Source organism: Agrobacterium sp. ST15.13.015 (assembly GCF_027871645.1).
Lineage (GTDB): Bacteria > Pseudomonadota > Alphaproteobacteria > Rhizobiales > Rhizobiaceae > Agrobacterium > Agrobacterium leguminum.
This window is the reverse complement of sequence record NZ_JAQAHF010000006.1, coordinates 146,940-167,413: the sequence shown is the minus strand read 5'-3', so window position 1 is coordinate 167,413 and position 20,474 is coordinate 146,940. Positions and strand designations below refer to the sequence as shown.

General features: G+C 60.3%; 15 protein-coding genes. 5 read left to right on the top strand and 10 right to left on the bottom strand.

Annotated features, from left to right (window positions below):
• The 9 genes from ligD to PIB16_RS11605 form a co-directional block, all read right to left on the bottom strand.
• Positions 1 to 2,493: a DNA ligase D gene (ligD, locus tag PIB16_RS11645; RefSeq protein WP_271045640.1), complete on the bottom strand. Its 2,493-nt coding sequence runs from the start codon at positions 2,491 to 2,493 to the stop codon at positions 1 to 3.
• A 3-nt stretch (positions 2,494 to 2,496) separates the two neighbouring features.
• Entirely contained in the window at positions 2,497 to 3,330 is an 834-nt protein-coding gene (gene ku / locus PIB16_RS11640) for a non-homologous end joining protein Ku (RefSeq protein ID WP_271045639.1), read from the bottom strand.
• A complete protein-coding gene (locus tag PIB16_RS11635) occupies positions 3,327 to 3,614 on the bottom strand; it encodes a hypothetical protein (protein WP_031233563.1) in 288 nt (95 codons plus the stop codon). Before PIB16_RS11635 ends, ku begins: the two co-directional genes overlap by 4 nt.
• 43 nt (positions 3,615 to 3,657) lie before the next feature.
• Positions 3,658 to 4,551, bottom strand: coding sequence for an SDR family oxidoreductase (locus PIB16_RS11630; RefSeq protein WP_080858010.1), 894 nt, complete (start codon positions 4,549 to 4,551; stop codon positions 3,658 to 3,660).
• Between the two features lie 184 nt (positions 4,552 to 4,735).
• Positions 4,736 to 7,075 (bottom strand): bifunctional diguanylate cyclase/phosphodiesterase, encoded by a 2,340-nt coding sequence (locus tag PIB16_RS11625; RefSeq protein WP_174013351.1) that lies wholly within the window; start codon positions 7,073 to 7,075, stop codon positions 4,736 to 4,738.
• Between the two features lie 189 nt (positions 7,076 to 7,264).
• Positions 7,265 to 8,368 (bottom strand): hypothetical protein, encoded by a 1,104-nt coding sequence (locus tag PIB16_RS11620; protein ID WP_174000810.1) that lies wholly within the window; start codon positions 8,366 to 8,368, stop codon positions 7,265 to 7,267.
• A 278-nt stretch (positions 8,369 to 8,646) separates the two neighbouring features.
• Positions 8,647 to 10,185 carry an ABC transporter substrate-binding protein gene (locus PIB16_RS11615; RefSeq protein ID WP_223215586.1) on the bottom strand — a complete coding sequence of 513 codons (1,539 nt, stop codon included), beginning with the start codon at positions 10,183 to 10,185 and terminating at the stop codon, positions 8,647 to 8,649.
• A gap of 127 nt (positions 10,186 to 10,312) precedes the next feature.
• Positions 10,313 to 11,293: a mannonate dehydratase gene (locus tag PIB16_RS11610; RefSeq protein ID WP_271045638.1), complete on the bottom strand. Its 981-nt coding sequence runs from the start codon at positions 11,291 to 11,293 to the stop codon at positions 10,313 to 10,315.
• A 67-nt stretch (positions 11,294 to 11,360) separates the two neighbouring features.
• Entirely contained in the window at positions 11,361 to 12,074 is a 714-nt protein-coding gene (locus tag PIB16_RS11605) for a FadR/GntR family transcriptional regulator (RefSeq protein ID WP_174000655.1), read from the bottom strand.
• Between the two features lie 206 nt (positions 12,075 to 12,280).
• Here PIB16_RS11605 and PIB16_RS11600 point away from each other — a divergent pair, with 206 nt between their 5' ends.
• The 5 genes from PIB16_RS11600 to PIB16_RS11580 all read left to right on the top strand — a co-directional run bounded on the left by PIB16_RS11600 (position 12,281) and on the right by PIB16_RS11580 (position 18,163).
• Positions 12,281 to 13,306 (top strand): ABC transporter permease, encoded by a 1,026-nt coding sequence (locus PIB16_RS11600; RefSeq protein WP_174000654.1) that lies wholly within the window; start codon positions 12,281 to 12,283, stop codon positions 13,304 to 13,306.
• The gene (locus PIB16_RS11595) at positions 13,306 to 14,205 is read left to right on the top strand and encodes an ABC transporter permease (RefSeq protein WP_174000809.1); all 900 of its coding nucleotides are present in this window, start codon (positions 13,306 to 13,308) and stop codon (positions 14,203 to 14,205) included. The genes PIB16_RS11600 and PIB16_RS11595 overlap by 1 nt, the downstream gene beginning before the upstream one ends.
• Positions 14,192 to 15,037 (top strand): ABC transporter ATP-binding protein, encoded by an 846-nt coding sequence (locus PIB16_RS11590; protein WP_003505590.1) that lies wholly within the window; start codon positions 14,192 to 14,194, stop codon positions 15,035 to 15,037. The genes PIB16_RS11595 and PIB16_RS11590 overlap by 14 nt, the downstream gene beginning before the upstream one ends.
• Positions 15,034 to 15,771, top strand: coding sequence for an ABC transporter ATP-binding protein (locus tag PIB16_RS11585; protein ID WP_020809290.1), 738 nt, complete (start codon positions 15,034 to 15,036; stop codon positions 15,769 to 15,771). The genes PIB16_RS11590 and PIB16_RS11585 overlap by 4 nt, the downstream gene beginning before the upstream one ends.
• Before the next feature lie 325 nt (positions 15,772 to 16,096).
• Complete coding sequence (locus PIB16_RS11580) at positions 16,097 to 18,163, top strand: ATP-dependent helicase (RefSeq protein ID WP_174000652.1); 2,067 nt, start codon at positions 16,097 to 16,099, stop codon at positions 18,161 to 18,163.
• Positions 18,164 to 18,201: 38 nt separating this feature from the next.
• Here PIB16_RS11580 and PIB16_RS11575 read toward each other — a convergent pair whose 3' ends face one another.
• A complete protein-coding gene (locus tag PIB16_RS11575; protein WP_174000650.1) occupies positions 18,202 to 20,373 on the bottom strand; it encodes a TonB-dependent siderophore receptor in 2,172 nt (723 codons plus the stop codon).
• Between the last annotated feature and the right edge of the window lie 101 nt (positions 20,374 to 20,474).

Genomic DNA, 20,474 nt, shown 5'->3' with positions numbered 1-20,474 from the left:
TCAGCGGGCCTTTTTCGGAAGCGGCTCGGCAGCGGCAAAAAATCCATCCCAAGGGTCTTTTTTCAGCGCGGAAAGACGCGCTCCGATATTGTTGACGGTGAAATGGGCCGGGCCGATCTCGGCAGTGAGTTCCGACCATTCGAGCGGTGCTGAAATGGCGGCTCCCGGCCGGGCACGTGTCGAATAGGCCGCAACCGCCGTATTGCCCCTGCCATTGCGCAGATAGTCGATGAAAATGCGGCCCTGCCGTTTCGCCTTGGTGGCGACGGAGAGATATTTCTCCGGCTCGGCCTTCGACATATCCGCCGCCATGGCCTTGGCGAAGGCTTTGACCGGGGCCCAGCCCGCCTGTGGCTTCAAGGGTGCGACAACATGCAGGCCCTTGCCGCCGGAGGTCTTGACGAAAGCGGCAAGCCCGGCGTCTTCGAAACGCCGCTTCAGCTCCAGCGCCGCTTCGATCACCTCTTCCCACGCCACATCCTCGCCGGGGTCGATATCCATGGTGATCATGTCCGGCTTTTCCCAATTGGCAGTGGTCGCGCCCCATGGGTGGATTTCGAGCGCGGCGGATTGCACGAGCGCCATCAGGCCATCAAAATCGGTGATGCGGATCAGCGGTTCTCCGCCCTTGTCCTTGGGATCCTTGATTTGCTCGACGGCCTTGTTGATGCCGCGCCAGGCGTGTTTCTGGAAGAATCGCTGCCCCTCTATGCCCTCCGGGCAGCGCAACAATGCCAGCGGCCGGTTAACGACAAAGGGCGCCATGTGCCGCCAGACCTGCGCATAATAGTCGGCAAGCCCCTCCTTCGTCACGCCGTCCTCCGGCCAATAAAGCCGGTCCGGATGGGTGAACTTGATCTTCGATTGCGGCGCCTGGGTATCGGACACGGCCTTCTCCTCGCGTTCGATTTCTGCTGCGGGCTTGTCTTCGCGCAACCCCCGGAAGGAGGCGTGACGCAGATTGCCATCTCCAGACCATGCACGAAACTCCACTTCAGCGACCAGTTCCGGCTTGACGAAATGAAGATCGCGGCGGGCAAGCGCGGTGAGTTTCTCACCGAACGGGCTTTCCTTGCGCTCAAGCGGCTTCAGCCGGCCGAGCAGCATCTCCGCCACTTCACCCGTATAACCTGTCCCGACACGGCCGACATGGCGCAGCTTGCCATTTTCATAAACGCCGAGCGCCAGCGATCCGATCGCGTGGTCGGATGTCGAGGAGACGGTATAACCGCCGATGACGAATTCCTGTCGCATCGAGCATTTGGATTTTACCCATTCGCCCTTGCGGCCCGAAACATATTTGCTGTTCCTGACTTTAGAAATGACACCCTCGAGGCTGAGCCGGCAGGCATGGTCCAGAACAAGCGCGCCACTTTCCTCAAAATGCTGGCTGTAGCGGAGATGAGGGTCACCTGCCGGCAGCAACTTTTCGAGCAGCGCCTTTCGTTCGCTCAATGCCGCACCGCGCAGATCGCTGCCATCGAGATAAAGAAGGTCGAAGGCATAGAATACGAAGCGGTCGCTGCGCCCTTCGCTCAGATCCTGCTGCAAGGCGGAGAAATCGGAGGCCCCGCTGTCGCGTTCGACGACGATTTCGCCATCGATCAACACCGTTTCCACCGGCAGCGCCCTGAGCGCTCCTGTCACGGCCCGGCCGAATTTCTCCGTCCAGTCCAGCCCGCTGCGGGTCAGCAATTGAATCTTGCCCCGATCGACGCGCGCCTGCAGACGATAGCCGTCGAATTTGATTTCATGCAGCCAGCGATCTCCGTTGGGCGGTTTCGGCTTGAGCGTGGCGAGCGCCGGCGGCACGAAAGATGGCATGGCCAGTTTGCGTGCGCCTTTAGGCAGCGCATGCGCCTGTTTCCTGCCGGAGGCAGAAGCCACGGTCTTTTTCGATACCGTTTTGGAGTTCCATGTATCCTTCGGTTTGGCTGCAACTTCCGCGACACTGCGCCCGGTCTTTACGGATTCCGGCCGTTCTTCGAGAATATCCGCGCCGCCCTTATGCCTCGCCTCCTCGTCATCGCCCTTGATAAGCAGCCAGTTCTCCCGGCTTTCTCCGGGCTTTCCGTGCATGCGTACCAGATGCCATCGGCCTTTGAGCTTTTCGCCGTCCAGTTCGAATTCCAGATGGCCTTTGCGATAACCTTTCCGGGCGTCGCCGATCGGCTGCCAGGTGCCGCGATCCCAGACGATCACGGTGCCGCCTCCATATTGTCCTTTCGGGATGACGCCCTCGAAATCGCCATAGCTGAGCGGATGGTCCTCGACATGCACGGCAAGGCGCTTGTCCTCGGGATCGAGGCTCGGGCCGCGCGTCACCGCCCAGCTTTTCAGCACACCGTCCATTTCCAGCCGAAAATCATAATGCAGACGGCGGGCATCGTGTTTCTGTATCACGAAGCTGGAGCCCTGCTGTTCGGCCGTCGTCCCTTTGGGCTCCGGCGTCTTGTCGAAACTGCGCTTGGCGTTATAGGTCTGCAATCCCATGGATCAGCTCGCTTTCCGCGGGGCCTTCCGGCCCCCTGCCGTCGCCCTTTTTCTGCTGCCCGCTTCGGCCCCCGCGCTGCGACGCAGGGCCTCCTTGAGATCAATGATATTGTCTTCCTTGCGCGGCGGCGGCTTGGCGATTTCCCGGCCTTCGATCTTGGCTTTCACGAGTTCTGCGAGTGCATCATTATATCGATCGCTATAGTCTGCCGGGTCAAATGTGCCCGCACGCTTTTCGATGATGTGACCGGCCAGCTCCAGCATTTCCTCATCGAACTCGATATCGGGGATCGACTTGAAGACAGATGTCTGCGAACGGACCTCGTAGCTGAAATTCAGCGTCGTGGCGACGAGAGCCTTACCGCTCGGACGGATCAGCAGGACACGGTTGCGGCGGAAAAGCACCGCTTCGCCGAGAGCTGCGACATTCTCATCGTCCATTGCCCTGGCAAGAAGCGTCAGCGCCCCTTCGCCGTCCTCCCCGCTCGGCGCGAGATAATAGGACTTGTCGAAATAAAGCTTGTCGATCTCGTCACAGGGCAGGAAGTGCCTGATGCGGATGACCTTGTCGCTTTCCGGCATCAGCTTCGCAATCTCGTCTCCCTCGATGACGATATGGTCGCCATTATCGAGTTCGTATCCCTTGACCTGATCTTCGCGAAGAACCGCCTCGCCGGTGTCGCTATCGACATATTGCCGCTCGACGCGGTGGCCGGTCTTGCGGTTGACGATATTGAAGGAGATTTTCTCCGCCGAGGTCAGTGCGGAATAAAGACCGACTTCGCAGTTGAAATCGGCAAAGCTCAGATGGCCCCTCCAGCTCGCTCTCCGGTTCATGTCCGTCGTCCCTCGTCATCGCTGCGGGAGGACATGTCTCCGCGTCGGCCCTTGGCCAGAATGCGCTCGATGGCGGGCACATCCGCCTCCGCCAGAACCGGCACCGGGTCGGACGCCATGGCTTCCAGCACCTCCGGCGACAGCCCGCCATTGCGGATAACCCATTCCATGGCCTCACGGGTCTGACGCTCCGCTTTCAACTGCGCATAAAGCGCCAGTATCAGCCGGTCGCGAACATCGAAGCTCTTCAAACTTCTGTCGGAACGCTCTGCCTGCCGTTTCATCTCGAAATCCTCAAAGGCCCATCCGGCATTGGCGGACATCGCCTCAGGCAATGCCCCTGCCGCCGGTCACGCCATAAACCTCGCCATTGATGAAGCTCGCATCCTGCGATGCCAGCAGCACATAGACGGGCGCCAGTTCCACCGGCTGTCCCGGGCGGCCGAAATCGCTGTCCTTGCCGAAATTCTTCACCTTCTCGTCCGGCTGGCCGCCGCTCGGCTGAAGAACCGTCCAGAACGGGCCGGGAGCAACGGAATTGGCGCGCACACCCTTTTCGATAAGCTGCTTTGCAAGCGCTTTCGTATAGGCGACGATACCGGCTTTGGTGGTGGCGTAGTCCAGCAGGATGGCGGAGGGCTCATAGGCCTGGATCGACGCCGTGGTAATTACCGACGACCCCGGCTTGAGATGGGGAACAGCCGCCTGCGCAATCCAGTGCAGGGCATAAAGATTGGTTTTCATGGTGCGGTCGAAATCGTCCGTCGACAGTTCTTCTATATCGTCGCGATATTGCTGCCTTGCCGCGTTGATAACCAGAATATCCAGCCCATCGAGATCACCAGCCGCTTTCTCGACCAGTTCGCGGCACCAGGCCTCGTCGGTAATATCACCGGGCAGCGCGACCGCCACGCGGCCTTCCGCCTCAATGAGCGCCACGACTTCCTCCGCGTCGGATTCTTCTTCCGGAAGATAGGAGATCGCCACATCCGCGCCTTCCCTTGCAAAAGCGATGGCGACCGCACGGCCAATGCCTGAATCGCCGCCGGTTATCAGCGCCTTGCGCCCTGCTAGCTTGCCGGTGCCGCGATAGGTCTTTTCACCATGGTCCGGGAAAGGCGTCATATTCGTCACCAGACCTGGCATTTCCTGGGTTGGGGTCGAAAAAGGCGGGCGCGGATACTGGCTGCGCGGGTCCTGTGGCTCGAGGCGGTCTGTCATCGCGGTCTCTCCCATAGATAGATGTCCATCCGTGGCGCATTCGCTGACACAGCAGGCATATCGCCCGGTCGGGCTGACAGCGGCATGGACGCGCCACACGCTAACCTAACGATCTGCCTTGGCTCTCGTTCCATCGGAGATGGGAAAGGAGGGCGACGACACCATTGTGCCGCCGCATCTCTTATCAAACGGAATGTTTCTTCCGTGTGGTGGCGCTGACGACCTGAGCGGGCGCGACATCCGGTTTGCCGAAGAGATAACCCTGCGCCTGCGCGCAGCCCTCGTCGACCACCATGCGGTATTGCGCATCCGTTTCAATTCCCTCCGCCGTCACCGGCAGATCGAGGCTGCGGCCGAGGCCGATCACCGCGCGCACGATGGCGCGGGCATTGTCATCGTCGCTCATGGCGGCGATGAAGCTGCGGTCGATCTTGATCTTGTCGAAGGGGAAGCTCTGCAGGTTGCTGAGCGAGGAATAACCGGTGCCGAAATCGTCCATGACGATGGCGACGCCGAGCGCCTTCAACTGGTTGAGGATGATCAATGTCGCCCTTCGGTCTTTCAGAAGCGCGGCTTCGGTGATTTCCAGTTCCAGCCGGTTGGGCGAAAGTCCGGTCTGCATCAGCACGGTGCAGACGACATGACCGAGATTGGCCAGCGAAAACTGCAATGGCGAAACGTTCACCGCGATCTTCAGGTGCGGTGCCCAGCCGGCCGCCTGACGGCAGGCCTCGCGCAGCACCCATTCGCCGAGCGAGATGATGATGCCGCTCTCTTCGGCAATCGGAATAAAAACATCCGGCGGCACCACACCCCGTGTCGGGTGTTGCCAGCGCACCAGCGCCTCGTAACCCACGACCTGGCCGCATTCGACTGACAGCACCGGCTGATAATTCAACAGCAACTCGTTGCGATTGATGGCAAGCCGCAGATCCGTTTCGAGCTGGCGGCGTTCGCGCGCCTCCTGATCCATTACCGGATCGTAGAAAGCCAATATGCCACGCCCGCCCATCTTGGCGCGGTAAAGCGCCAGATCGGCGGCGTGCATGATGCTTTCATCGTCCTTTCCGTCCCGCGGGAAGACGGCGATGCCGATGCTTACGCCAACGGAGGTCGGATCGTTGGCAACATTCATCTTCAGTGCGAACATGCCAAGGATCGTCTCAGCCAGCAGGCGCGCCTCTTCCGCTCTGGTGTGCCGGGTAGTCAGGATGACGAATTCATCGCCGCCGAGACGGGCGACCACATCGCCTGCCCTTGCGCATTCATCGAGAATGGCGGCGACCTTTTTCAGGACGCGATCCCCCTCGGCATGGCCGAATATGTCGTTGACCGCCTTGAACCGGTCGAGGTCGAGCGCCAGTAGCGCGAATTCGTCCTCCTCGTCGCAATGCTCGATCTGCTGGTGAAGACGGGTCTGGAACATGGTGCGGTTGGAAAGGCCCGTCAGGACGTCGTGGCGGGCGAGATATTCGATTTCCCGCTGCGCTTCGCGCTTTTCCGTCAGGTCACGAATGGCCATCACCTCGCAGGGGCGGCCGCGATATTCGATCGTGCGTACGCCGAGCTCGAATATCTGCGCCTGCCCGGCACGCTCGTGCACCGCCTCCACCGGTGCATGGCGCGGCAGATAGGCGGGTTGTCCGTCGATGGCCTTGAAGAGATCGTCGGGGTTTTGTCCGACCAGCGACGCTTCCTCCCGGCCCAGAAGGCCGGCAAAACGGGTGTTAAGCTCCACGATCCGCCCATCGCGAACGACGGCGAGACCATCGAGCGTCGCATCCACAAGACCCTTGAGATCGACAAGGTAACGATCCACAAGAGCAGCGGCAGCGGTGGTGGACAGGATCAGGAACGTGACGCCGGAAATGGCGCAGATCATGATCAGCCGGGCGACATTGTCGGGATCAGGCCCCGATACGGACGGATCGGGCGAAAGCACCGTGGCCGACATGGCCGTGAAATGCAGCGCGCAGATCGCGAAGATCGCCGATCCAGCCGGCGCGGCGATGCGCTGCCAGGAGCCGAGGCGGCGAAAAAGGAAAAAGGCGAGGAGAAAAGACGCCCAGGCAACAGCAAAACCACCCAGCACCGGCCCCCACCGATAGCTGATCGTGGCGGCGACATCCATTCCCGCCATGCCGACGAAATGCATGACGGCAACCGAGAGCGTGACCAGCGTGCCGACGATCGCCGGGCTGTAAGCGGCCTGCGAACGGCTGGTGAGCGCCAGCCAGAAACCGAAAACCGCAAGAACCGCCGAAAACGCCGTGAAGGCGAAATCATAACCGATCGGGACCGCGCCCTTATAGGCGAGCATGGCGACGAAATGCGTGGCCCAGACGCTGAGCCCTCCGGCAAAGGCGGCAACCAGCACCCAATAGGGTTTGCGGCCAGCCGGACTTTCCTCCGCGCGCAATAAAAGATGAAAAAAAGCAAACATGCCAAGCAGGCAGATAACAGCCGCAAGAAGCACGACCGCCCGGTCGTGTTGTACGACAACGCATTCCAGAACCGTGAACATGACGCACTCTCCCAGCCTCTGAAGAACCGCTCACGGTGGCACTATGGGAGTGGTTTATTTATAAATCTCTAATGCAACTATTGATAAACTGAACGATCTGTCCTGCAACGTACAGAAAGGAACGGGCCGCACGCGGCAACCCGTAAGCTTTTTCGCGCGCGGCCCGGCCGGGACTATAGGAAAAGCCGTTTATTTCCAGCTTCGATAATCGGCTGCGGTGCATCCGAAAGGCGCCGGGCCATCGGAGAAACGCTCCTGCAGACGGGCGCATCCCCACTCGTTAATTGCTGCGGGCATCATGTTGTTGAGGTCCATGCCGGGCGAGTTGAACTGCGACGGGGCGCTGGTAACGTACCACAGCCAGTAACCGATAACCGCGACGGCGATGACGGCCACGATGGCAACGAAAGTCCCCAATCTGCGCAGAAGGCCCGGCCCTTTCGCACTCGTCGCGCCCGGAGCCGAGGCGCCCTCCGGTGTCTGGTTCGCGAGCATCGGGGCAAGCGATGCGAGAGCCTCCGCCCTTTCCTGCTCCGATAGCTCGATCCGCTCCAGCCGGTCGTCGAGCAGAACCGGCAGCGCGGTCTTGCCGTGCCAGACTGCCAGCGCAACATCGTGTTTTCCGTTATGGCCAACAACGACCGGGATTCGCCCCCTCTCCAGATGGGTGAAGGACTGCCGCTTGGTCTTGTCTTCTCTGACCGTATCGGCATAGGTGACGAAGAGACGGCTGCGCTTTTCGGCAACCGCCGTCAGCGCCACCGGAATGACGGTCAACGGTGCGGGCTTGCGCAGCTCCAGGCGAACCCGCAGGACACGGATAAGCGTGAACAGCATCGCCAAACTGCCGAAACCGAGCAGGGCAACGAACACCCCAAGTGTGATGATGCGGTTCCAGAGCATGTCGAGGCCCAGCGAAATCGTAGCGAGTTCCGGGTTCTTCGCGGAGATGACCAGTCCGGTTTCATAATCGCCGGAATGGAAATCGACGAACATGACCTCGACATCCTTCTTGTAGCTCACGCCCGCATGGTCATAGGAAAGATCCGCCTCACAGGTCGTGAAGATTGCCTTGCGCGTCTTGCAGCTACCGCTGATATCGCCGTTTTCAATCTCCAGCGGATCTTTGCTGATCTGATAGTCGCGCAATATGCCCGGACCTTCGGCGACGAGCATGACGGCCGTGATGACCAGAAGCACCGGAACGGAAAAATAATAAGCTGCCGGCACTGAAATGACGCCACGTTTGAGGCTCAGCGGCCGAGACGGAAGTTTTATCTGTGCAAGGTTCATGGTCATCAACGCATTCTTCGGGAGGTGGGTGAGCGGAGTTCACGACTCTCGCCCGATGGAAGGAATAGTCATCGGTGGTCTAAACCGATGAAGTCCTTGAGAAAACCCCCTGAAATTACTGGATGGCGTGCGACAACCACCTGCTGCGACTAGTTTCGTGTCCGCGAAGAGCCGGAGGCGCGTCATGGAGGACGCTTTCAGGGGTACGGACCTAACCGCCAATAAAAAAACGGGCGGTAAAACCGCCCGTCGCAGGTTCCAAAGACTATAGTTTGCCCTTAATCCTTCGTAACCTTTTCCAGCCGGGTCGTCTGGCTGGGGTGGCCCACATAATCCTTCACGCGCGCATTCAGCACGATCGGCTCGAACCTCTCGAACATCGGCAGCACCGCCGGCTTCTGGGCGACGAACATTTCCTGCATCTGGGTGTAGATTTCCCCACGCTTCTTGGCGTCCGGCTCCAGCGAAGCCTTTGCCGTGAGCGCCGTCAGTTCCGGAATGTCCCATGCCGAGCGCCAGACGAAATTGCCGGCGTTGTTGGCTGCCAGCGAATTGTCGGGGTTGCTGGAGAATTGCTCCATCGAGCCCAGCACATTCGGCATGTAGGCGCCGGTCTGCGGAATGAGCAGATCGAAATCCCGCGCGCGGTGGGCGGCAATCACGTCCGAACCGTTACCCTGCTGGATATTGACCTTGATGCCGATCTGGCTGAGTGAGGCCTGGATCGCGGTGGCGAGATCGATACGCGGCGTCTGCGCGATCGTCTTCAGATTAAGCGTGAAGCCGTTCTCATAACCGGCCTCCTTGAGGAGCGCCTTCGCCTTCTCGACATCGAGCTTCCAGTCCGGGCTCGGAATGGCGTATTCGAAGTTTTCCGGCACCGGCACCGTGCGCGCCCGGCCATAGGGGCCCATGATGGTCTTTTCCATGCCCTTGTAGTCGATGCCATAGGCAATCGCTTCGCGGACCTTGGGGTTGGACAAAGGCTCCTTGCCGGCATTCATGGACAGGACGTAAAAGCCGCCCGTCGGCACGCGCTGGATCTGGAAGCCTTCCTTGTTGTTGAAGGTTGCAAGGTCGGCAGCCGTCAGCGCACTGGCGATGTCGATATCGCCACGCTCCAGCATCAGGCGCTCCACCTGGCTTTCCGGCACATGCCGCACGATGACGCGGCGCATTTTCGGGCTGCCGGCCACATAATTCTTGTTGGCCTCGAGAATGATGATCTCATTCGGTGACCAGCGATTAAGCGTAAAGGGACCGGAACCGGCGGAATTGGTTCTCAGCCAGCCATTGCCCCAGTCGCCACTGCTTTCATGCGACTTGAGTTCCTTGCTGTCGACGACGCTGGCGATGACCATGGCCAGACGGTAAAGGAGCAGCTCGGACGTCGTTTCGCCGGAAAGATCGATGCGTACCGTTTTTTCATCCGGCGCGCTCACCAGCTTGTCGACATTATCGGCATTATAACCAACGCGCTTGAGGTTGGCTGCGGCCGCCTGGTTCATCTTCAACAGCCGGCTGAGCGAATAGACGACATCTGCCGAGGTTACCGGATTGCCCGACGCGAAATTGGCTTCGCGAAGATGGAAGGTGATGCCCTTGTCATCTATCTCCCAGCGCTCGGCAAGCTGCGGTGAAACCTTGCCCGAACCATCGACCGAAATAAGACGGTCATAGAGGTTGGACATGATTTCGTTGGCTTTTCCTTCGGTGGCCTGATGCGGATCAAGCGACAGCACCTGAGCCAGCGAGGTTCCGATGACAAGCTGGTCATTCGGTGTTTTGGCCACGGCTGGCGCTGCCTGCACCAGCATGGCGCCCAGGGCCGTGGTGAATGCGAGACGGATCAATGATTTTCTCATACCTGCTCCTCGTACAGTTCGGTAATTCACGTTTGGGAAAAAAGCCCGCGACGCAGCGGGGCGTCGCGGGCCAGAATGGTCAAAGATGTTTGTTATCAAGCGCTTCTATCAGCGCGGCGATGTAGCCGTAGCAGAAGGCGAAAGCGACACCGACGGCATCGCGCCCGGCAATCGTCGGCACATGGTCTGGCATGATCATGTAGCGATAGCCGAATTCGTGATAGAGTTTCAGCGAACGCACCATGTCCATGTCGCCCTCATCGGGGAATGTTTCCATGAAGGAGAGTTTGCCGCCGCTGATATTGCGGAAATGGACGTTGAAGATCTTGTCGCGGCTGCCGAACCACCTGATGATGTCGTCGATTTCCTCGCGCGGATTGTCGAGCATTTCGCCGATCGACCCCTGGCAGAAATTCAGGCCGTGATAGGGGCTCTCGCGCATCTGCACGAATTTCTTCAGCCCTTCGACCGTGCCGAGAACGCGGGTGACGCCCCTGTAGCCCGGCGGCGTATAGGGATCATGCGGATGGCATGCCAGACGCACACGGTTGCTTTCGGCAACCGGCACCACACGCTCGAGGAAGTAATCGATGCGTCCCCAGTTCTCGTCTTCGGAAAGAACGCCCGCGAGACCCGGCGCTGCATCATGGTCCGCCTTGTCCCAGCGCCAGGCCTCGTTGAGGGAGCCGCCGCGGCCGCGCTCCATTTCGGTGCGCGGAATGCCGATGAGGTTGAGATTGTATTTCGCCGCAGGGATTCCGGCCCTGGCGATATTCTCTATCATCGTGCAGACGGCATCGATCTGCCGGTCGCGATCAGGGCCGGCAAGCAGGATATCGGGATACGACGCCTGTTCGATGGGCCGCGACGGCAGCGGCAATTGCACCATGTCGAGAACGAGGCCAAAGCTTTCGACCTTGTCACGGTGGCGCTCAAAATCCTCGAAAGTCCAGCTCGCGGGCTTTCCGGGCGGATCCGCGTTGATATTTTTGACGCCGAGCTGCGCCCAAACCTTAAAATCCTCGTCATCGCGCGCAGCAACCTGGGTGCCGACATACATCGATTCTCTCCTCTCTCCATGCAAGTCATCATATGACATCGCATGAAATAAGATGAGTGTCGAGATGCTATTGCGCTTCTGACAGCAACCTGTATCGCCGCTGGCTCGCAAGCATATGTTCGCGCATAGCTTTTCGTGCCGCTTCCGGATCCTGTTCGACGATGGCGCGCAGGATTGCCTCGTGCTCGGCCTGAACTTTGCGAAGATAATTCGCATCACCGGTTTCCGGCAGCGTCGGGAACTGCCCGCGCGGGATTGAGCGCGAACCGAACTGACGCAGAGCCTCCAGATAAAAGCGGTTGTTCGTGGCGATCGCGATGGCCGTGTGAAACTCGTAATCGGCATCGACGGTGGTTTCACGCGCATCGATGGCGCGGGCCATTTTCCGGTGCGCCGCAGAGATTGCGGCTTCCTGCTGGGCGGTGCGGCGATAGGCGGCGATTGCCGCCGCCTCCCCTTCCGTCGCAAGCCGGAACTCCAGCATTTCCAGCGTTTCCGCAATGGTTCCGACTTCGGATTGCGTCAGTTTCACGCCGGCCCATTCACTGGCATTGCTGACGAAAACCCCCTTGCCCTGGATGGGAACGACATAGCCGGCGGAACGCAAATCCGCGATCGCCTCGCGAACCACGGTGCGGCTCACGCCGTAGCTGCGTTCAAGCTCCGGTTCGGTGGGAATTTGATCACCGTTTTTCAGTTTTCCACTGCGAATTTCTGCGCTGAGATTATCGATGATCTGTTGTGCCCGCCTCTCCCGCGGCCTCGTTTTGTCGCCCATCATGCCACTCTTCCCCCTTGCAGAATACGAATCCCTTCGCTACTCATATGATGACACGGCCGCACATCATATGTTTTCATGTTAGCTCAGGGAGGAGTTGGGATGAAGTACCATCAAGAGTTTTTGCAAAGGAGAATTGCGCGTCTGCGGCGAGCAGCGTGCAAAGGCTCCACTGCCGACAGCGTTCTCACAGGGAAGTGCGGCCAGCAATGACGGAAATCTCACTGCGCGGGCTTGGACATCGCTTTCTGCAACTGATCGTCAGCCTCTTCATCCTGCTCTGCATCACCTTCATCATCGGCCGGGTCATGCCGAGCGATCCGGTCGGGGCAATCGTCGGCGAACTTGCCGATCCCAAGGCCTATGAGGCCATGCGAGCGCGGCTGGGGCTCGACCTGCCGCTTTACCAGCAATTCTTCATCTATCTGCGCGGCCTGCTGCATGGCGATTTCGGCATTGCGATCCTGACCGGCAACCCCGTGACCCGCGATCTGGCGCAGGCTTTCCCCGCCACTTTCGAACTCGCCACGCTGGCGATCATCATCTCAACGGTCGTCGGCGTCCCACTCGGTCTCGCCGCCGCCCTCTTCCGCGACACCTTCATCGACAAGTTCGCGCGCGTTTTTGCGCTGGTGGGACATTCGATACCGGTCTTCTGGTTCGGCATCGTCGGGCTGGTGATTTTTTACGCGAACCTCAACCTTGTCGCCGGCCCCGGCCGGGTCGACGTCTTCTACGAAGGCCTCGTGGAGCCGAAAACGGGATTGATGCTCGTCGACACCCTGCTTGCGGGCGAGACGGAAATCTTCTGGAACGCGCTTGGACACATCATCCTGCCGGCGATCATCCTCGCCTATATGGCCATGGCCTATATTACCCGCATGACGAGGGCCTTCACCCTCGAACAGCTCAGCCAGGATTATGTCATCGCCGCAAGGGCCAAGGGTGTCAGCCCCGCACGCACCATAACGCGCCATGTGCTGCCCAACATCGCCGTGCAGCTCATCACCGTGCTGGCGATCTCCTATGGCAACCTGCTGGAAGGCGCCGTGGTCACGGAGATCGTCTTCTCCTGGCCCGGCATCGGCCAATACATGACGAATGCGCTGCTCATCGGCGACATGAATGCGATTCTGGCCGCCACGATCGTCATCGGCTTCATTTTCATGTTGCTCAACTTCCTCGCCGATCTGGCCTACACCACGCTCGATCCCCGTACACGGGAGGCCGCATGATGACCGATATCGCGCACAACAATACCGTTGATCGTCCCAGCGCCCTGTCGCGCATCTCGAATACCACCGCACGGACACTTCGAAAGCTCGCGGACGAACCGCTTGGAATGTTCGGCTTCGCCATTCTGGCCATTCTGGTTCTGGTCGCCATTTTCGCACCGCTCATCGCGCCTTACGATCCTGCGCGCCAGGCGCTCGAAAACGCGCTTCAACCACCCAGCTGGACACATCTGGCCGGAACCGACGAATTCGGCCGCGATATTTTCAGCCGGCTCGTATACGGCACCCGCATCACCATCCAGACGGTACTGTCGGTCTCGGTCATCGTCGGTCCTATCGGCCTTGCCATTGGCGTGATGGCCGGTTTCTTCGGCGGACGAACCGACGCGATCCTCATGCGCGCGACCGATATCGTCCTGTCCTTCCCCTCGCTCGTGCTGGCGCTTGCCTTTGCGGCCGCCATGGGCGCCGGCCTCGGCACGGCGATCATCGCGATCTCGCTGACGGCATGGCCGCCGATTGCGCGCCTTGCCCGTGCGGAAGCGCTTGTCGTGCGCAATACCGACTACGTCGCCGCCGCCCGCCTCTATGGCGCCTCGCCGCTGCGCATCCTGTTTCTGTACATTGCGCCGATGTGCATTCCCTCGGTCATCGTTCGCCTGACGCTGAACATGGCGGGCATCATCCTGACCGCCGCTTCACTCGGCTTCCTTGGTCTCGGAGCCCAGCCGCCGCTGCCGGAATGGGGCGCGATGATCTCCAGCGGCCGAAAGTTCATGCTCGACTACTGGTGGGTCGCCGTCATGCCCGGCATTGCCATCCTGCTGACGAGCCTTGCCTTCAACATCGCCGGCGATACGCTGCGCGACCTTCTGGATCCGCGTCATGCCCGTTCCTGATAGCTCCCCCATCCTTTCGGTCCGCGACCTCAATGTCCGTTTCGGCCGCAACACCATTCCCGCCGTGTCCAATGTCAATTTCGATGTCGGGCGCGAAAGGGTCGGCATCGTCGGTGAATCCGGCTCCGGAAAATCCACCACCGGCCGGGCTGCCATGCGGCTCCTGCCGAAAAGCGCCACGGTGACGGCGGAGCGGATGGATTTCCTGTCTGAGCCGCTGCTGGAAAAATCCGAGCGGCAGATGGGCGCAATCCGCGGCAGCGAGATGGCGCTTATCATGCAGGACCCGCGTTATTCGCTGAACCCGGTGCTGCCCATCGGAAAGCAGGTGGCGGAGGCCGCCGAACTGCATCTGGCGCTGACCGGAAAGGCAGCGAGAGGTGCAGCACGGGACATGTTGCTGCGCGTGCGCATCAACGATCCCGACCGCGTGATGGCGCTTTATCCGCACCAGATATCGGGCGGCATGGGACAGCGCGTGATGATCGCCATGATGCTGCTCGCAAAGCCCAAGCTGGTCATTGCCGACGAACCGACCTCGGCCCTCGATGTCAGCGTCCGCAAGGATGTGCTTTTGCTTCTGGACGAGATGGTGCGGGAGAATAATTCCGGCCTGATCCTCATCAGCCATGACATCCGCATGGTCGCGGCCTTCTGCGAACGCGTGCTGGTCATGTATGGCGGGCGCGTCGTGGAAACGCTGACGAAGCTGGAGGATGCGCAACATCCCTATACGCGGGGCCTGATCGCGGCGATGCCCGATCCCCGCAATCCGGTGCGGCGTCTCAAGGTGCTGGACCGTCAGGCCATCGATGCGGAGGTGATGCGATGATCACGGTAGACAAGCTCGACGTCGTCTATGGCGCGAAGGAAAACCGCAATCACGTCGTGCGCGGCGTCAGCCTCACGGTCAACAGGGGTGAAACGCTCGGCATCGTCGGCGAAAGCGGCTGCGGCAAGTCGACCTTGCTGCGGTCGCTGGCGGGGCTGGAGGCCGGCTGGACCGGCTCCATCAGCTTTAACGGCAAACCGGTTGGCAAGACCCGCAGTCGCGACGAACTGAAACTGGCGCAGATGGTGTTTCAGGACCCTTACGGTTCGCTGCACCCGCGCCACCGCATCGGCCGGGCGCTCGCCGAACCGATCCGCGCCATGGGACTTGGCGATGGCTGGTCGAAAGTGCCTGCCGCCCTGCAACAGGTGGGCCTGCCCGCACATTTCGCCGAGCGCTTCCCGCATGAACTTTCCGGCGGCCAGCGCCAGCGCGTGGCAATCGCCCGCGCGCTGATCCTCGAACCGCCGATCCTGCTGCTCGACGAGCCGACATCCGCGCTCGACGTCTCCATCCAGGCGGAAATCCTGAACCTGCTTGCCGACCAGCGCGAAGAACGCGACCTCACCTTTGTTCTCGTCAGCCACGACCTCGCGGTGATCGCCCATATGTGCGACCGGGTGCTGGTCATGCAGAACGGCGATTTTGTCGATGAGCTGACCAAGGCCGACCTTGAAGCAGGCGTTACCCATTCGGCCTATTCAGGCGAGCTGTTCGAAAGCAGTTTCCTGTAACGATCACCGCCCGACGGCAACACCGGGCGGCCCATCCACGGCCGCCCCGCCTTCTCCCGTGGCGCAATTTCGGGGATTTCGCCTGCCCGGCAGTGGCCAATCGCAGGCAGGGGACGGGCGACCTTTTGGGCCGACAAATCTCACCACCGACTGCGCGCAAACCACCGGAACAATGCGTTCAGCATTTGTTCTGGATTGCTGTTTGAGTCTTTGCTAATCATTGCGACGACAGGGCAGACAATGGCCGGACATTCCGACGACTGCCATCTCTGAACAAGAAGGTTCTCACCCCTGAGGACAGGCAGGTTATCTAAGGATTGCTGGCATGGCGGTTGCCTATCTGGAAAAGCTCAACGAACAGCAGCGCAGGGCGGTGGAGCATGGCGTTGGGCTGGCAGACGGGCACACGGCTGGGCCGCTGCTGATCATCGCCGGGGCCGGTTCGGGCAAGACCAATACGCTCGCCCACCGTGTTGCGCATCTGATTGTGAATGGCGCCGATCCCCGCCGCATCCTGCTGATGACGTTTTCCAGACGTGCCGCCACGGAAATGTCGCGACGGGTCGAGCGTATCTGCAAACACGTTATCGGGGCGAATTCGGCAATCATGACAGACGCGTTGGCCTGGTCCGGCACGTTTCACGGCATCGGCGCGCGCCTGTTGCGCATCTATGCCGAGCAGATCGGGCTCAACATCGATTTCACCATCCACGACCGCGAGGATAGCGCCGACCTGATGAACCTCGCACGGCATGAGCTGGGCTTTTCCAAAACCGAAAGCCGCTTTCCAACGAAGGGTACGTGTCTTGCGATCTATTCGCGCGTGGTGAATTCCCAGACGCCGCTCAAGGAGATATTGCGCCAGCATTATCCCTGGGTCGCCAACTGGGAGAGTGAACTGAAAGAGCTGTTCGCAGCCTATGTGGAGGCCAAGCAGGTCCAGAACGTGCTCGATTACGACGATCTTCTGCTCTACTGGGCCCAGATGGTGAGCGATCCCGTCCTTGCTGATGATATCGGCAACCGCTTCGACCATGTGATGGTCGACGAATATCAGGATACCAACCGGCTACAGGCCTCGGTGCTGATGGCGCTCAAACCCGGTGGCCGCGGGTTGACCGTGGTAGGTGACGATGCGCAATCGATCTATTCCTTCCGGGCAGCGACGGTGCGAAACATCCTCGATTTTCCGGCGTCCTTCAGCCCTGCTGCCGACATCATCACGCTTGACCGCAACTATCGCTCGACGCAGCCGATCCTTGCGGCCGCCAACGGCGTCATCGATCTGGCGCGCGAGCGGTTCACCAAGAACCTCTGGACCGAGCGGCAGTCGCTGGAGCGCCCGAAACTCGTGACGGTGAAGGACGAGACCGAACAGGCGAATTTCATCATCGACCAGATCCTCGCCAACCGCGAAACCGGCATGACGCTGAAACAGCAGGCCGTGCTGTTCCGCACCTCCAGCCATAGCGGCCCGCTCGAGGTGGAACTGACCCGCCGCAACATCCCCTTCGTCAAGTTTGGCGGTCTGAAATTCCTGGACAGCGCCCATGTGAAGGACATGCTGGCCGTGCTGCGCTTCGCGCAGAACCCGCGCGACCGCGTCGCCGGTTTTCGGCTGCTGCAGATGCTGCCCGGCATCGGACCGAAGAAGGCCGGCAATATTCTCGATGCGATTGCGACAGACCCCGAGCCGCTGCTTGCCCTTGCCGAAATTCCGCCGCCGCCGAAGACCGGCGACGACTGGACAACCTTCACGCAAATGCTGGTGGGCCTGCGACAGGCGCCGAACGACTGGCCGGGCCAGATCGGGCAGGCGCGGCTGTGGTACGAACCGCATCTGGAACGCATCCATGAGGATGCGGACACCCGCAAGGCCGATTTGCTCCAGCTCGAGCAGATCGCCGGCGGCTACCCCTCACGCGAGCGCTTTCTGACCGAGCTGACGCTCGATCCGCCGGACGCCACCAGCGATCAGGCCGGCGTGCCGCTTCTTGACGAGGATTATCTCAGCCTCTCCACCATCCATTCGGCAAAAGGCCAGGAATGGCGTTCAGTCTTTATCCTGAATGTGGTCGATGGCTGCATTCCCTCCGATCTCGGGGTCGGCACCACGCAGGAACTGGAGGAAGAACGCCGGCTGCTTTATGTCGCCATGACGCGCGCCAAGGACAGTCTCGCGCTGATCACGCCGCAACGTTTCTTCACCGGCGGGCAGAACCAGCAGGGCGACAGGCATGTCTACGCCGCAAGAACCCGCTTCATCCCGGCTACATTGCTGCAATTCTTCGAAACGGCAACCTGGCCACTGGTGTCGGCCGCCGCTTCCGAGCGCAGCGCGCAGCAGATCCGCATCGATGTGGGTGCTCGGATGCGGGCCATGTGGAAGTAAAAAGCGGGGCGTTCACCCCGCTCTCATGACTGGCGATGTCAGAACTTCACGCTGGCCGTGAGGCTGACATTGAAGGGCTCGCCCACGGCATTGGCATAGCTGGTGGAGCCAATGGACGAGGTATAATAGGTCTTGTCGAAGATGTTCTTCAGATTGAGCTGCAGCGTCACCGGCTTTTCGAACTGAAGCGTGTAGGTGGCGAAGGCGTCGAAGACCGCATAGCCCGGCAGATTATAGGAATTGTCGTTGATGCCGGCGCGCTCACCCACCGCCCGCACACCGCCGCCGACGCGCAGCGTATTGCCGTTCGGACCGACCTCGCCGACATCATAGGCAAGGAAGAGCGAGCCAGTGTGGCGCGCCACATTCGGCAGACGCTTGCCGGCATAGGTGGGATCTTCGAGCACGAGCGCATCCGTATAGGCATAGCTTGCGATGAGATCGAGATCGTCGGTCAGGCTGCCGGCAATATCGACCTCCACACCGCGCGAACGGACGAGGCCGGCGGCCTTCACCGTGGAGACGCCGCCGACATCTTCCGAATAGGCGACATTGCGCTTGCGGGCATTGAACAGGGCGATATTGGCGTTCAGCCCGGCGAAAAGATCGAACTTCGCGCCCATTTCGTAGGAAATGCCCTCTTCCGGATCGAGCCCGCCATAATAGGCGCCGATGGATGATTGCGGACGGAAGGTCTTGGCCACATTGGCATAGAGCGAGGCATCCGGAGTGAGCTTGTAAACCAGACCGGCATTGGGAATGAGCTCGCCGCCATCCTTCTCGGTATTGACGACGAAAGGACGACCCTTGCCGGCATAGATGTCGTAATACTGGTAACGCAAACCGCCGACCGCGATCCATTGATCGTTAAGATGCAGGGCGTCCTGCATATAGATCGAGGCGGTGGAAAGCTGTTCCGTCTGGTCGCTGTCGACCGCCCTTACCGTGGTGCAGACCGGCAGGCGGCCATAAACCGGATTGTTGATGTTGAAATTCGTGGAATTCGCGCATCGCAGCATGTCGGTGCGCAAGGTATCGCTGTAATCGTAGGACGCGCCGAACAGCAGGTCGTTGCGCAGCCCGCCGATTTCCGCCTCGCCCGTCAGATCCGCTCGCAGCGCGTGATTGTAGATCGTCGAATATTGCGTCGCATCGGCCCGTCGCGTCACCTGCCCGGTGCGGGAATTATAACCCATCACGCGCGCCTGATTGTCCGAATATTCGTTGCGGCTATAGGCGTAATTCAGCGACAGCTTCCAGTCATCGGAGAGTTGGCGGTCTATGGCGATGCTCGCGAGATCGGATTTACCGTCGGTGATGTTATAGGCTTCATCGAGGCGCAGGCGGCGGCTGACATTGATCGCCTTGCCGGTCGCCGGATCGAAGATCGTGCCGCGATCGAACGGCACGCTGTAGTCCTCATGCATATAGGAAACCGAAATATCGGTGTCCTCGCCGCTCCATTTCAGCGAAGGCGCGATCAGCCAGTTCTTCTTCTCACCGAAATTGCGCCAATAATCGCTGTTTTCCTCCTCGCCGATCAGGCGATAGGAAAAATCCGTGCCCGCAATCGGGCCGGTCACATCGAAACCGCCCGATGTGCCATATTTACCCGCCCCATAGGCGGAAAAGCGCGAATAGACCTGCGCCGTGAACGTGTCTTCCGGCTTCTTCGTCACGACATTCACCATGCCGCCGGGATCGAGAATGCCATAAAGCGTGGAGGCCGGACCTTTCAGCACTTCCACCCGCTCGACCGTATCGTTGAAGGAGTGCGGCAAGGCCGTCTTCAGCCCGTTGACGAGGATGGAGCCGTCGCGATTATCGCCGAAACCACGGCGGATAACGGCATCCTGCGTGCCGCCGAGCGTATTTGCCTGGGTGACGCCGCTGACATTGGCCAGCGCTTCATCCAGCGAGCGTGCCTGCTGGTCGCGCAGCACCTCGGCCGTCACCACATTGACCGATTGCGGAATGTCGAGGAGCGGCGTCTCAGTGCGGGTCGCCGTGCCAGTCGTCACCGGCTGATAGCCCCGCGCACCTTTTTTGACATCGGCATTGACGGTTATGGTTTCGAGCACGGTCGTCCCGTCGGCATTTTTCTTCGGTGCCGCACTCTCCTGCGCATAAGCAGGCAGGGCGACCCCGGCCAGAAGAAACGCCAGCAGCGCCCGCGAGCGCACCCCAATGATCATCGAACCGTCATGCATCGTATCTTGTCCCCGGCTGTCCCAAATCGTCATCGCGACGATGCACCGCTCTTTCAATTGATGAATGTAGTAGTCAACTTTATTTCCGCTTCAGCGCGGCA

Excerpts from the sequence above, each read along its gene's own strand:
- ligD (WP_271045640.1), bottom strand. The coding sequence starts at position 2,493 with ATGGGATTGCAGACCTATAACGCCAAGCGCAGTTTCGACAAGACGCCG.
- ku (WP_271045639.1), bottom strand. The coding sequence starts at position 3,330 with ATGAACCGGAGAGCGAGCTGGAGGGGCCATCTGAGCTTTGCCGATTTC.
- PIB16_RS11635 (WP_031233563.1), bottom strand. The coding sequence starts at position 3,614 with ATGAAACGGCAGGCAGAGCGTTCCGACAGAAGTTTGAAGAGCTTCGAT.
- PIB16_RS11630 (WP_080858010.1), bottom strand. The coding sequence starts at position 4,551 with ATGACAGACCGCCTCGAGCCACAGGACCCGCGCAGCCAGTATCCGCGC.
- PIB16_RS11625 (WP_174013351.1), bottom strand. The coding sequence starts at position 7,075 with ATGTTCACGGTTCTGGAATGCGTTGTCGTACAACACGACCGGGCGGTC.
- PIB16_RS11620 (WP_174000810.1), bottom strand. The coding sequence starts at position 8,368 with ATGAACCTTGCACAGATAAAACTTCCGTCTCGGCCGCTGAGCCTCAAA.
- PIB16_RS11615 (WP_223215586.1), bottom strand. The coding sequence starts at position 10,185 with ATGCTGGTGCAGGCAGCGCCAGCCGTGGCCAAAACACCGAATGACCAG.
- PIB16_RS11610 (WP_271045638.1), bottom strand. The coding sequence starts at position 11,293 with ATGTATGTCGGCACCCAGGTTGCTGCGCGCGATGACGAGGATTTTAAG.
- PIB16_RS11605 (WP_174000655.1), bottom strand. The coding sequence starts at position 12,074 with ATGATGGGCGACAAAACGAGGCCGCGGGAGAGGCGGGCACAACAGATC.
- PIB16_RS11600 (WP_174000654.1), top strand. The coding sequence starts at position 12,281 with ATGACGGAAATCTCACTGCGCGGGCTTGGACATCGCTTTCTGCAACTG.
- PIB16_RS11595 (WP_174000809.1), top strand. The coding sequence starts at position 13,306 with ATGACCGATATCGCGCACAACAATACCGTTGATCGTCCCAGCGCCCTG.
- PIB16_RS11590 (WP_003505590.1), top strand. The coding sequence starts at position 14,192 with ATGCCCGTTCCTGATAGCTCCCCCATCCTTTCGGTCCGCGACCTCAAT.
- PIB16_RS11585 (WP_020809290.1), top strand. The coding sequence starts at position 15,034 with ATGATCACGGTAGACAAGCTCGACGTCGTCTATGGCGCGAAGGAAAAC.
- PIB16_RS11580 (WP_174000652.1), top strand. The coding sequence starts at position 16,097 with ATGGCGGTTGCCTATCTGGAAAAGCTCAACGAACAGCAGCGCAGGGCG.
- PIB16_RS11575 (WP_174000650.1), bottom strand. The coding sequence starts at position 20,373 with ATGCATGACGGTTCGATGATCATTGGGGTGCGCTCGCGGGCGCTGCTG.